8 protein-coding genes are annotated in these 12777 nt (G+C 61.7%); 4 read left to right on the forward strand and 4 right to left on the reverse strand.

The genetic code is table 11. The features are described from left to right. Positions 1–4: 4 nt before the first annotated feature. Together J4D99_RS11865 and J4D99_RS11870 are read right to left on the reverse strand one after the other, a co-directional pair. The gene (locus tag J4D99_RS11865; RefSeq protein ID WP_208131925.1) at positions 5–406 is read right to left on the reverse strand and encodes a putative quinol monooxygenase; all 402 of its coding nucleotides are present in this window, start codon (positions 404–406) and stop codon (positions 5–7) included. Between the two features lie 45 nt (positions 407–451). Continuing rightward, positions 452–862 carry a (R)-mandelonitrile lyase gene (locus J4D99_RS11870; protein WP_208131926.1) on the reverse strand — a complete coding sequence of 137 codons (411 nt, stop codon included), beginning with the start codon at positions 860–862 and terminating at the stop codon, positions 452–454. Positions 863–995: 133 nt separating this feature from the next. On the opposite strand from J4D99_RS11870, the gene moeB reads away from it, so the two are divergent. The 4 genes from moeB (at position 996) to J4D99_RS11890 (ending at position 4058) form a co-directional block, all read left to right on the forward strand. Beyond that, positions 996–2081: a molybdopterin-synthase adenylyltransferase MoeB gene (moeB, locus tag J4D99_RS11875; protein ID WP_208131927.1), complete on the forward strand. Its 1086-nt coding sequence runs from the start codon at positions 996–998 to the stop codon at positions 2079–2081. 155 nt (positions 2082–2236) lie between these two features. Continuing rightward, positions 2237–3256 carry a GTP 3',8-cyclase MoaA gene (gene moaA, locus J4D99_RS11880; protein WP_208131928.1) on the forward strand — a complete coding sequence of 340 codons (1020 nt, stop codon included), beginning with the start codon at positions 2237–2239 and terminating at the stop codon, positions 3254–3256. Between the two features lie 112 nt (positions 3257–3368). Then, positions 3369–3611 (forward strand): MoaD/ThiS family protein, encoded by a 243-nt coding sequence (locus tag J4D99_RS11885; RefSeq protein WP_208131929.1) that lies wholly within the window; start codon positions 3369–3371, stop codon positions 3609–3611. 30 nt (positions 3612–3641) lie between these two features. Beyond that, a complete protein-coding gene (locus tag J4D99_RS11890; protein WP_208131930.1) occupies positions 3642–4058 on the forward strand; it encodes a molybdenum cofactor biosynthesis protein MoaE in 417 nt (138 codons plus the stop codon). 84 nt (positions 4059–4142) lie between these two features. Here the strand turns inward: J4D99_RS11890 and moaC are convergent, their stop codons facing one another. Together moaC and J4D99_RS11900 are read right to left on the reverse strand one after the other, a co-directional pair. Next, the gene (moaC, locus tag J4D99_RS11895) at positions 4143–4637 is read right to left on the reverse strand and encodes a cyclic pyranopterin monophosphate synthase MoaC (RefSeq protein WP_208131931.1); all 495 of its coding nucleotides are present in this window, start codon (positions 4635–4637) and stop codon (positions 4143–4145) included. A gap of 123 nt (positions 4638–4760) precedes the next feature. Next, complete coding sequence (locus J4D99_RS11900) at positions 4761–12593, reverse strand: T9SS type A sorting domain-containing protein (protein ID WP_208131932.1); 7833 nt, start codon at positions 12591–12593, stop codon at positions 4761–4763. Between the last annotated feature and the right edge of the window lie 184 nt (positions 12594–12777).

Below are 12777 nucleotides of genomic sequence, written 5' to 3' on the forward strand. Positions count from 1 at the left end.
GGCCCTACTTTATTTTCAACTCCGGAATAAGCGGGTTGGTATCAATCAGTTCCAGCTCCTGCACCATTGCCTGGGTGCCTTGTTTATACTTCAAAAAGTGCGGCGTTTTGAGGTGCGCTTGGTAGGCCGCCTCGTTGGCGTACACTTCTAAGATGGTGAGATGGTTCGGTTTTTTCTTCTCAAATACTGCGTACAGCGACAGCACGCCCGGCTCGGTGCGCATGGCAGCCTCCACGCCTTCTTTCAGCAGGGCCTTGTAGCTGGCAAGCTGGGTCGAATCGACTACGATGCGGGCTAGGCGCACCTTTTGTGGCTTCTGCGCTTTGGGCCGGGCACCCCAACTAATGGCGGCCGTGGCCACCGCGACCAATAAAGCAGATGTAGCCAGCAAACGCGAAACGTGCATGGTGAAAAGAAAGAATAGGGTGATAAGATATTGGCAAGGAGTACGTTACTTGTGAGCCGCCTGATATTCCTCGTCCGTAACGGGCATCAACCAGTCGGCCACGCCGCCGCTGACATTGGGGTTGATGGCTAGGTGCGTAAAGAGGCTATCGGCCGCCGCTCCGTGCCAGTGCACCACGCCGGGCGCAATGCTGACGGTATCGCCCGGGCGCAGCAGGCGGGCGGGCTGGCCGCGCTCCTGGAAGTAGCCGCGGCCCGCTGTGACAACCAGCAGCTGCCCCGCCGGGTGCGAGTGCCAGTTGTTGCGGCAGCCTGGCTCAAAGGTCACGTCGGCCACGGTGCAGTCGGTGGGGTTGGGGCCGGCCAGCATGGTAACCCAGGCCGTGCCAGTGAAGTAATCGGCCGGGCCGCGCGTGGCCTTGGCCAGAGTGGTGACGGAAGAAGGTTGGTTGGCCATAGCAAGGTCGTACAATGAAAATCACACGGGTGGTAGTCTGCTATACGTGCAGCCTATGCCGGTGGCTACTCGTCTGCTGCGGGTTGTGGCGTGGTAGCGCAACTTTCCGGCCGCTATCTGCTTTTGCACTATCATGTCTTCTTCCTTCTCTGCTTCCGAGCGCCAGCGCTACCGCCGCCACCTCCAGCTAACCGAAATTGGCGAGGCCGGCCAGCAGCGCCTGCGTGCGGCCCGCGTACTGGTGGTGGGTGCCGGCGGCCTGGGCTGCCCCATTTTGCAATACCTGGCCGCGGCGGGCGTGGGCACGCTGGGCCTGGCCGACGCCGATAAAGTAGAGCTAACCAACCTGCCCCGCCAGGTGCTCTACGGCCCCGACGACGTGGGCCAGCTGAAAGTAGAAGCCGCCGCTAGGGCCCTGAAGCGGCTCAACGAGCTGAACACGTACAACCTGCACCCCATTCGGGTGAACCCGGAAAATGTGCGCGAACTGGTGGCTGGCTACGATGTCGTCGTCGATGGCTCCGACAACTTTCCTACGCGCTACCTGCTCAACGATGCCTGCGTGAGCCTGGGCCGGCCGCTGGTGTCGGGGGCTATCTACAAGTTTGAGGGCCAGGTGTCGGTGTTCAACTACGAGGACGGGCCTACCTACCGCTGCCTCTTTCCCGAGCCTCCTAGCGCAGCCGAGGCGCCCGACTGCAACACCACCGGGGTACTCAATGTGCTGCCCGGTCTCATCGGCACGGTGCAGGCCACCGAGGCGCTCAAAGTGGTGCTGGGCCTGGGCGACGTGCTCAGCGGCCGCCTCTGGATACTCGACACGCTTAGCTTCCAGAGCCGCACGCTGCGCTTCCGGCGCGACGACGTGCAAAGCCAGATTAGCCTCGACACCGCCAACCCGGCCGACTATTTCGACGTGAGCTGTGCACCCGCGCCGGCTAGCCTCTCGGCCGCCGAGCTGCGCCAGCAGCTGGCCGCTGCCGAGCCGCCGCTGCTGCTCGATGTGCGTGGGCCGCTGGAGTTTCAGCGGCGCCACCTGCCCGGCGCGCTGCTGCTGCCGCTGCCCGAGCTGGCCGCCCGCGCCGCCGAGGTGCCGCGCAGCCGCCCGATAGTAGTGTATTGCCAAAGTGGTGTGCGCAGCGCCCAGGCCGTGACGCTGCTCCAAGGCCTCGGCTATGCCAATGTGCAAACGCTAAGCGGCGGCCTGGAAGAATTTTAAGCTGGCACCTGGGCTAGCCACCACCTTTGCTGCCAGGCAGGGCGACGTTATAGCCGGCTTTATACAGCGCTAAAAACTTGCAGGGAATGAAAACACGCAAGCGCTGTTTGGGGTAATGCATGGACCGGCCAGCCGGTTCTACCTTCGTTTTTCGCATGAGCAATTTTTCTGCTTCCCCTACGCTGTACGACGCCCACGGCCGGCCGCTGGAATATTTGCGCCTGGCCATCACGGACCGCTGCAACCTACGCTGCTTCTACTGCATGCCCGAAGAGGGTATCAAGTATATGCCTAAGCACGAGCTACTTAGATACGAAGAAATGCTGCGGCTGGTAGAAATCATGACCGGGCTAGGGGTGCGCAAAGTGCGCCTCACCGGTGGCGAGCCCTTCGTGCGGCGCGACCTGGTGCCCTTCATGGAACGCCTAGCTTCCCTGCCCGGCATCCACGACCTGAGCCTGACGACCAACGGGGTGCTTACCGCACCGCACGTGCCGGCCCTGGCCCGCATGGGCGTAAAAGCCGTCAATCTCAGCCTTGATACCCTCGACCGCCAACGGTTTTTTGAGATAACCCGCCGCGACGAGCTGCCCCAGGTACTGCGCACGTTCTACGCGCTGCTCGACGCTGGCATTCAAGTGAAAATCAATGCGGTGGTGATGGATGGCCGCAATATCCAGGACCTGGTGCCCCTAGCCGAGCTCACCCGCGAGCTGCCCGTAGAGGTGCGCTTCATCGAAGAGATGCCCTTTAATGGCGGCAGCCACGTGGCCACGCCCGAGTCGCTACCCTGGAACCACCGCCGCATTCGGCAGCATCTGGAGGCGCACCTCGGCGACCTTGTGCCGGCCTACACCGCTACCGGCGCCACGGCCAGCGAGTACACCATGGCGGGCCACCAGGGCCGGGTGGGCATTATCGCGGCCTACTCGCGCACCTTCTGCGGCACCTGCAACCGCCTGCGCCTCACCGCCGAGGGCGGCATCAAAACCTGCCTCTACGACCAGGGTGTGCTCGACCTGCGCGCGCTACTGCGCGGCGGCTCGTCGGACCAGGAAATTGCGCAGGCGTTGAGCCAGGCCTTTTACCACCGCGCGGCCAACGGCTTCGAGGCCGAGCGCCAGCGCCCCGTGCACCAGCTCAACTTCGAGAGCATGGCCACAATTGGGGGCTAGCTTTTCAAGTAACAGGTAGCATGTATCATTTAACAAATAAGGTGTGAATGGTAAATCTCCTGTTGCTTGCAAGGCGGCACTAGCTTGTTACATGATAAATGCTACCTGTTAAATGAACCTGACCGTTGCTCTTTTTGGCATTGCCCGCGAAATAGTCGGGCAGTCGTCGCTGACCCTGACGGCGCCCGCCGGGCAGTCGGCCGCCGGCCTGCTGGCCGACCTGCGCACCCAATACCCGGCCCTGGCTGGCCTGCGCAGCCTGGCGGTAGCTGTTAATAATGAATACGCCGCCGCCGATGTGGCCTTGCACGAGCGCGATGAGATTGCGCTGATTCCGCCCGTGAGCGGGGGCTAGCCCGTTAGTTTGAATTTCAGAGAATGCCCAATGCTGATTGACTTAGTTGACCACGCCATCGACGTGGCCGCCGTGCTGCAAGCCGCCGAATCGGACGAGGCCGGCGCCGTAAATGCCTTTATCGGCACCGTGCGCAACCGCAGCGACGGCCGCCGCGTGGTGCGCCTGCACTACGAAGCCTACCCGCCCATGGCCGTGCACCAGCTGCGCCGTGTGGCCGAGCTGGCCCAGGAAAAATGGCCCATGCTGCGCCAGGTGGCCGTGGTGCACCGCCACGGCACCCTCGAAATCGGCGATGTGGCCGTGGTAGTGGCCGTGTCGACGCCGCACCGCGCCGACTCCTTCGCCGCCTGCCAGTACATCATCGACACGCTGAAGGAGGTGGTGCCCATCTGGAAAAAGGAAGAGTATGAAGACGGCACCGTGTGGGTAGCCGCCCACCCCTAAACAATGGGTAAATGGGCGAAGGAGTGAATGGGTGAATGAATTACTACAGGGTAGACGCATTCACCCATTCTCTCCTTCGCCCATTTACCCATTGAAATGGAAGTCGGACTTGCCGCCTGTTTTTTCAACCAATCGCACCTGCTCAATCACGATGTCGTGCGACATGGCTTTGCACATATCGTACACGGTAAGCGCGGCCACCGAGGCGCCGGTCAGGGCCTCCATCTCGACGCCGGTTTTGCCCGTGACGCGGGCCGTGCACTCGATGAGGATGGCATCGGCCGAAACCACTTCGATAGTAAGCTGGCAGTCGTCGAGGCCTAGCGGGTGGCACAGCGGAATGAGGTCGGACGTCTTTTTGGCCGCCATCACGCCAGCTATGATGGCCGTTTGAAACACCGGGCCTTTGCGGGTAGGCAGGTCGCCGGCCTGCACCAGCTTGATAATTGCGGGGCCTAGCACCACCCGTGCCCGGGCGCGGGCCAGGCGGGCCGTCACGGCCTTGCCACCCACGTTGACCATGGCCGGCTGGCCGCTGGGGCCGATGTGGGTGAGGCCGGAAGAAGTTGAATCGGACATGAGTACAGAATAGAAAGCACAAAGAACGGCTACCTGCCTGGCACTGGCCCTAGCCTGAGACAGAACCTAAAAAAACCTCCCGGCCACTGGCCGGGAGGTTTTTTTGCGATGACCACAAGGAGCTTATTCCTTGGTGAGGCGTAGCGTCTGGCGCAGGGCCGAGCCATCGGCGCGCGTGCCGGTCACGAGCACGTGGTAGGTGCCGCTGGCCAGCTCGTGCAGGTCCAGGGACTGCACTTGGCCACCGCTGAGGCTAGCCGAGCGCACAACGCGGCCAGTGGCGTCGAGCAGCTGCACCTGGTAGGTGCCGGTGGCGGGCAGCTGGCTCAGGTCGAGGCCGGTTGCATACTGCGCGGGGTTCGGGTACAGGCTCAGGGCAAGGCTAGCCGCCTTGGTGAAGCTTACCGTGCGCACGGGCGAGTAAGCCGCTTTGCCATCGAGGTCGACCTGCTTGAGGCGGTAGTACACGGCACCCGTGGCGCGATTGGCTACCCCCGCATCGGTGAGGGCGTAGGTGCTGGCTACCAGGCTGGTGCCTTTGGCAGCTACCTGGCCGATGGTGGTGTAGGAAGCGCCATCGAAGCTACGCTCCACGTCGAAGTAAGCGCTGTTGGTTTCCGAAGCCGTAGTCCAGGCCAGCTGGGCATCGCGGTTTTGCACAGTCGTGGCCGTAAAGGCCGTCAGCACTACCGGCAGCGGGTTGCTGGGGATAACGAAGGTCACCGTCTGGGTGGTCACTCCGCCATTGGCATCTACAGTGGTAACTGATACCGAGTAGGTGCCCGAGCGCAGATTGGGGTTGCTAATGGTGCCTGGGTTGCTTACCACGATGCGGCCATCGGGCTGCAGGGTCAGGCCCAGGTCAGCGAGTGAGTTGACCCCGGTGCGCGTGCTGGTAAAGGCCCCAGCCGTAGCGGAAGCAATACCGCCCGTGATGTTGCTGCCTGTTTGCAGCTGGCCGTTGGTCTGGTACACCGAGGCGGTAGTTGCGTTATTCACCGCCCCGTTTACGTCGGTGGTGAAGGCAATCACGTCGCCCACTACATAGGGGTTGTTGGTGCCGCCTTTGGTGGGCGTCAGGGTGTAGGTAGCGGCATCCACATCTGGCTGCACCGGAATGGTGTATTCTACCACTGGCGAGGTGCTGCTAGCGGCATCGGTAGTCAGGTACGTGAACGAGGCGTTGCCCACGAAGCCCGCGGCCGCCTTAAAGCGCAGGGTTTTACTCTGCGCGTCGGTCAGGGTCTGGCCAGCCACTACGGCCGAGTAGGTGCCTGTAGTAGTGCCATCGCTGCTGTAGTAGAGCACACCCTGGTTGGTGGTACCACCCGAAATGTTGGTGGGGACGCTCACTATCGTGTACTTGGCCGTAGCAAAGCTGTTCTCGGGGTCCGAGGCATTTAGCGGCGAGATGAGCAGACCGGTAGCCAGGCCGCCGGCTTCGTTCGACTGCGCATTTTGCAGCGTGTTTACCACCGCGAAGGCTAGCGGGGCCTGATTGGCCACCGTGGTAGCCGTGGGGCTGGTAGCGCCGTTGAGGTAAGCCACGTCGTTGTTCGTGTTGCTTTCACCGCTTACGCTTACGTTGGCCGTCACCGTTACGCCGCCCGCCGGCTGCGTCAGGGTGAAGCTATTGGCTACGGCCCCGGCGGTGCCGGTGCCCTGGCCGGCCGGTATCGTCCAGGTAATGGTATTGGAGGTGCTCGAATAGGTGCCACCGTTGCTGATGCTGCCCGTAAGCGGCGCTACCCCGGCGGGTAGGGTCACCGTTTGGGTGGTGGCATTGCTGGTGAGCGAGGGGCCATTGTTGAGGGCCGTTACGGTATAGGTAACCGCGTTGCCCACGGCTGCCGAAGCCGGTCCTGCTAGGGTCGTTATTTCGTCGAAGAGCGGTGTTACGCTCACGCTTACGCTCTGCACATCGTTGGCCTGGGCAGCGGCCGTGTTGGGCTCGGTGGTGGCCGAGGTGGTGGCGGCCGTGGCTACTACCGGACCGTTGGCGGGGGCCGTGACGGTGACGGTGTAGGTGGTAGCAGCCGCCCCGCTAGCCTGGCTGGCAATGGTAGCGAAGGTGAGCAGGCCAGTGGTCGTGTTGTAGCTGGCTCCATTGCTGAAGCTGATGGTCGAGCCATTGGCCGAGGCCGTGGCCCCGCCGAGTGTCAGCGTGCTGGTAGTCAGTCCTGGCAGCAGCTGTAGCGTGGGCACTACGTTGGCAGCGTCGGGGCCATTGTTGGCGTAGCTGGCCGTGAAAACGATGCCCGAGTTTACAGTAGCCGTGGAGCTACCGGCTGATACCGTCGCCGTGATATCGGCGATGGTAGTAGTGGTCGGAGCCACGCTGGTAGCTACGCTCGACGTGTTGTTGGTCGGGAGCGGGTCAGTAAGGTTCGAGCTGGCCGAGGCCACGCCCGCCGTTTGGCCGCTGGCGGGGCTTGGCATCACAAACGTGACGTAGTTGGCGGCGCTGGCGCCGCTGGCCAAGTTAGCTACGGTCGGGAAGGTGACCAGGCCGGAGCTCGTGTTGTAAGTAGCCGTAGCGCCCGAGGCGAACGTGTAGGTAATCACGCCGTTGCTGAGCGTGCCCGTCTGGCCATTTACCTGCAGCGTAGCGGCCGAGAAGCCGCTGGCAAGCTGCAAGGTGGTCACGGTATTGGTAGCCGTCGAAACCCCGTTATTGGTTGTGTTTACCGAGTACGTTACGGCATTGCCCACTGCGGCAGTTGCCGGACCCACTACCGTGGTAGCCAGGTCGGCGGCGCCAATGGTAGTAGCCACGCTGGCCGAGTTATTGGCGGGTGCGGCGTCGGCGCTGGTGGCTGCCACGTTGCTGCTCACGCGCAGGCTTTGGGCCGGCGCCGTAAAGCTGAGGTTGAATACCTGGCTAGCCCCTGGTAGGTCGGTGGTCAGCGTTGGGAAGGTAACCAAGCCGGTCGTACTGTTGTACGAAGCACCGCTGCTAGCCGTGCCGGTAGCGGGGTCGGTGATGCTTACCGTGCCGAGGCCGGCCGGTAGCTGCGCCGTTTCGACTACACTGGTGGCCGTCATCGGGCCATTGTTGACGAAGCTGGCGGTGTACTGCACCGCCTGGCCGGGCAGGCTGGTGGCCGGGCCCGAGATGGAAGTAGCTACATCGCCCGACTGTACCAGTGTGATAGCTACCGAGGCCACGTTATCGGCCAGTACCGGGTCGGTGTTGGTGGTGGCTACGGCGGCCATGGCCAGTAGCTGGCCATTGTTGCCGATGGTGGCCGGTGCCACGAAGGTGATGGTGTTGCTCACGCTCGTGGCGCTGGCGCTGCCATTGCTGCCGTTAGCTAAGGCGGGGAAGATTACAACGCCGGTCAGCGTGTTATACGTGGTGCCGCTGGCCGAGCCATTAGTAAACGTTATGACGTTGCCGCTGCTGGTGCTGGTAGTGCTGCCCCCAATGCTGAGGCTGCCTTGCAGGCCCGGCAGCAGCTGCACGGTTTGCTGCACGCCGGTGGCGGCATTGGGGCCGTTGTTGCCGGTGGTTACGGTCAGCGCTACCGTGCCGCCTACCGTGGTCGAAGGCGTAGTGGTCGTAATCTGGGTATACGCATTGGCCGTGCCCGCGCCAGCGGTAGCGTTGGCTAGCAGCGTGCTGGTGGCGGCACCGTTGAGGTAAGCCGTGTTGTTGGCAGTGGTGGTTTCGCCGCTGGTAGTAGTCGAAACTGCCGCCGAAGGCGAGAAGGCGGTGCCGGGCTGGGTGTAGCTCACCGAGTTGGCCACCGTTTGGCCCGCCGGCAGGCTAGCGATGGTCGGGAATACCACGCTACCAGCCGGCACCGAGTACGTCACCCCGTTGCTGACAATGCTCTGGGTGGTCGTGGCCGGGTTATACACCCCACCATTGCTCACATACACGTTGGTGAGGCCGGAGGTCAGAGTCAGCGTTTCAGTAGCGTTGGCGGCGCTAGGGCCGCTGTTGGTGCTCGTCACGGCCAGAGTTACCTCACTGCCGGGTACAGCCGAAGCCGGCCCGTTTAGCGTCGTTGTCAGGTCGAAAGCTGGCGTGATGGCCATGCTGGTCGTGGCCTTGTTGGTGGCCGTCTGGCCCGCCTCGCTGGTGGTAGTAGTCACGGCCGACGTCGCTACTACCGGCCCGGTAGCGGGTGCATCGAAGGTGATAACCGACGTAACCGGGCTGCCATTGGTCAATGACGTCACGCTAGGGTAAGTCACCAGACCAGTGGTGGCATTGTAGCTACCGGCCGTGCCGCTCGGGAAAGCAACGTTGGTAAGACCTGCCGGCAGCTGCACCGAAGCCATTATGCCAGTGGCCGTGCTGTTAGCTACCGTGTTGCTGAACGTTACCGTGAATTTGGGTGTGCCCGAGGCAGTACCGGCGGCTACCGATGAGGTGGTTGCCGCGATGGTCGTAGTTACATCAACCACCGGAGCTACCGTGGCATTGATGGTCGAGGTGTTCGGAGCCGTGTCGGTGCCCTGCGAGGCGGCCGTCATGACATTGCTCGTAATGGCTACCGTGCCCGAAGCCGAGGTAGCCGGCGTGAAGCTGAACGCAAAGGCATTGCTGGCGCCGCTGGCCAGGCTAGTAGCCGTACCAAAGTCAATCGTACTGCCCGAGAGCGTGGCCCCTGTGGGCAGTACTACGTTGGTAGCGCCGGCGGGCAGAGTCACGGTGCGCGTTACGGTGCTAGCTGAGTTCGGGCCTTCGTTGGTGAAGGTAGCCGTGTAGGTGCCCGTGGGCTGGCCGGGGCTAACCGTCTGCGGGCCCATGAGGGCGGTCGTTACGTCGGCAACGCAGGTGGCACCCGTCAGACTATTCGCAATGCTGTTGCTGATGGCCGCGTTGCTCACACCGATGGTGCCAGCCTCGGCGCCAAAGGCTACCGTGCCGGGCTGCGTGGTGCCATTGGCCGCACCGTTGCTAGTAGCCGTGGCAGCTACTACACTATTGGTGAAGATAACGCCGCCACCGCCGCCGCCACCGGGACCGTGATTTGCTGGATTTGCCTGAGTGCCTTGGCCATTGTTGGTGCCGCCGGTTCCGCCATTGGCCGTGAGCGTCAAGGTGGCGGTCTGGCCGTAGGTGGCCGTCACGAGGATAGAGCCCCCGGCCCCGCCGCCGCCGCTGCCGTCGTTGCCTACCGTATTATTGGCATTAGCGCCGTTGGCCAGAATGCTGCCGGTGCCGGTGAGGGTGCCAGTGCGCACCAGTACTGCGCCGCCGCCGGCCGCGCCGCTGCTGGCAAAGCCGCTGCTAGGCGTGCCAGTACCGTCGTTGGTAGTGCCGGCCCCGCCGCCACCGCCTAATATTAGGCGGCTGCTGCTAGCCGCTGGGAAAGCCGCGCCGGGCTCGCCGCCCACGGGCTGGTTGCTGTTCCAGGCGTTGCCACCACGGCCACCGCGGCCGCCGTTGGCACCACCACCACCGCCAGTATTTTGGTTGTTGCTGGTCGGGTTACCATCGGTACCGCCGCCGCCGGCGTTGCCAGGGGCACCGCGGCCGTTGTCGCCGCTAGGATAGCCGTCAGTCAGCGTGGCGGGCAGCAACGTTGGATAGCCGGTAGTAGTCGTGCTTTGCGTGTCGAGTAGCGCATTGTTAGCGGCTGCGTAGGTCGGGTCGTTTACATAGCGCGGCGTACCGGCAATACCCTCACCCTTGGTCCCGCCCGTATTCAGGCCAGCCGAGCTGCGGTAGGTAGTTGTGGAAGGGGTAGTGCCCGTGCCAGTACCATTGAGCTTGCGGCCGGCACCGCCGCGGAATCCCATGCCCGAAGCGTCAATAGTGAAGCCGTTCAGGTTAAGCTGGCCATCTACGTCGAGGGCTACAATGCCACCCGTAGTGCCATTCCAGGGAGCCGGCACGAGATTGGCCGTCAGTGCGGCGTTGGTGTACTGCGGCACCCGAATAACCTGGAACGTACGCTGGCCTGTGCTGGCCGTAGCCACGGCATTCGAATAGCTATTACGCAGTGCCGTGGCCAAGGTAATAGTGCCGCCGGTTGTGGCCGAAAAGCCGGCGCTGACACTAGCTACGGTCACGTATTCATAAGTGCCGGCCGTAAAGTTGTTCGTTACGCTGGTGCCATTGGCCGAGCCGCCGGCCAGGCCATCGCCATAGCTGTCGCTATCCGTAAAGTTGATGTCAGCACCCTGCATCTGTACCACGAGCAGCAAGTCACCAGCCGCGATAGTGGTACCCGCCCCGCGGGCCGCACCAACTGTGATGGTGGTGCTAGTGCCACCCATCAAAGATTGGGTGCCATTGCTGGGGTAATAGGTATTAGGGTTGGTAGCAAGGCTAGCGGCCCCATCTCTGCCAGCCGTAGCGCAGTTGGCCGCCGTGCCAGCAGCCCCGGTCGGCGATACGGTGGTTGTAACCTGTGCGCTGGCTGCCGAGCCGTTGTTATCGGCCGCATTGGCATCGTAGGCATTGCTCGTGCTAGCGGCTGTGCCCATAGTGGTAGCCGTCGCTACGTAGCTCACCAGGTTGGTTACAGTGGCGCCGCTGGCAATATCCGCCGGGTTGAAAGTAACTATACCCGTGCTGGCATTATAGGTGCCGTTGGTAACCGTGACAGCATTGGCCGCTGGCTTGCTCGACAGATTCAGCGTCACCACGTCGTTGGTAGCCGTAGCAGGGCCAGTATTGGTAGTGCTGGCGTAGTAATACACGGTTTGGCCGGTTACGGCCGTGGTGGGGCCGCTAATAGTAGTTTGTACTTCGGCCTGCGAGCACCACGAGAATTGTGGGATAACAACAAATTGGAAGCCCGCATCGGTAGCATTCACAATGTTTTTATACGTCAGCGTCAGGCGCGTAATAGCCTGCGGAAACGTAATAACTACGTTGTCGGCCGGATTGCTGGTGCTATTGTCAGTGGCCGTAACTACGTTACTGCCGCTATAGGTAGTAGCTGAACCGTTACTGACGTTGGCAGCCGGCAAGGTTATTTTGTTGCCGTTAGCATCGTAGCCATCGAAAGTCATCTGGTCGATGTAGCCCTGATTCGCCGCCGTGCTAAAATTGCGGTCTAGGTCGCCTACTGTTAAGGTAAAGTTTGTTAGCGGCTTGCTGAAAGTAAACGTAACCGTCGAGGTCTTGGTATTACCCGTCGTATTATCATAGTCTTCCTGCCAGGCAATGCCTTTGCCAGGCAAACCATTTAAGTCTTGAACGTCGAGGCTCGATGTGGTGGCCGACGAGTTGGTAAATGGGTAAGCGCCTGGGCTAGCCACTACGGTCACACCATCCACGGTAATTGTGTTAGTAGTGCTGAAGCTTTCGCCAATGGCCCGACTCGTAAAATCGATAAGGCTGCGCTGGCCCGTGCCCGTGCCACAAGTGCCCAGGCTCACCGGGATGCCGTAACCAGCGGGAGCTGCGGCTCCGGTGTTGTCTTTAGCTGCGTAGTTAAATACAGCTGTGCCAAAAAAGCCCGCTACCGGTGCAAAAAACAAATTGTTGACATCGGCTAGCGCAATAGTTTGGCCTGCCGTCACGGCCATGCCGTTAAGCGACAATATCCCTGCCGAGGCATCGGGCAGGGTGTTGATGATATAGTTCTGAATAGTGTTGTTGGTGGCCGGCGTGCCAGCTAGGGGCAGCGACAAGCGCGTCGCCCCAAAGGTGCTCAGCAAAATTTGCGAGGTCTGGGCCTTGGCCGTGGTATTGGTCACGGCAATATTGTAGGAGGCCACGTTTGACACAGCCCCGGTATTGTCAGTGACCGTGTACGTAAATGTAATGTTGCCTACAAAGTTGGCAGCTGGCTGAAAGGCGATATTCGGGTAGTTTGTTGCATTAACTGCCTTGGTGCCCGCCGTCAGCTGAATGCGCGTAGTATTGTTACCGTTGGCATCGTAGGCATAGTACGTACCTTGCCCAGCTGCAGTAGTCGAGATGGTATACGTATAGGTAGTAACAGTATTACTCCCGCTTACGCTAGGGCTTGGAATATAAGCCAAGCCGGAATTGGGAGCCACACTAGTATAGACATTGTTTGCAGTTGCTGCAGCCAGAATACCATACGTACGCTTGCCGCTAGGAGCAGCAGTGGTACGAGTTGGAGTAGCCGAGGTCCCATCTTGCAGGCTAGGCTGGTATTCGTGGCGTTGGGCTTGGCTGCGGCCAGCCAAGATGAGCAGTAGG

Source organism: Hymenobacter sp. BT559, from assembly GCF_017571525.1.
Lineage (GTDB): Bacteria > Bacteroidota > Bacteroidia > Cytophagales > Hymenobacteraceae > Hymenobacter > Hymenobacter ginsengisoli.

Coding starts and splice junctions, on each gene's coding strand:
- J4D99_RS11865 (WP_208131925.1), bottom strand. CDS start 406: ATGCACGTTTCGCGTTTGCTGGCTACATCTGCTTTATTGGTCGCGGTG.
- J4D99_RS11870 (WP_208131926.1), bottom strand. CDS start 862: ATGGCCAACCAACCTTCTTCCGTCACCACTCTGGCCAAGGCCACGCGC.
- moeB (WP_208131927.1), top strand. CDS start 996: ATGTCTTCTTCCTTCTCTGCTTCCGAGCGCCAGCGCTACCGCCGCCAC.
- moaA (WP_208131928.1), top strand. CDS start 2,237: ATGAGCAATTTTTCTGCTTCCCCTACGCTGTACGACGCCCACGGCCGG.
- J4D99_RS11885 (WP_208131929.1), top strand. CDS start 3,369: ATGAACCTGACCGTTGCTCTTTTTGGCATTGCCCGCGAAATAGTCGGG.
- J4D99_RS11890 (WP_208131930.1), top strand. CDS start 3,642: ATGCTGATTGACTTAGTTGACCACGCCATCGACGTGGCCGCCGTGCTG.
- moaC (WP_208131931.1), bottom strand. CDS start 4,637: ATGTCCGATTCAACTTCTTCCGGCCTCACCCACATCGGCCCCAGCGGC.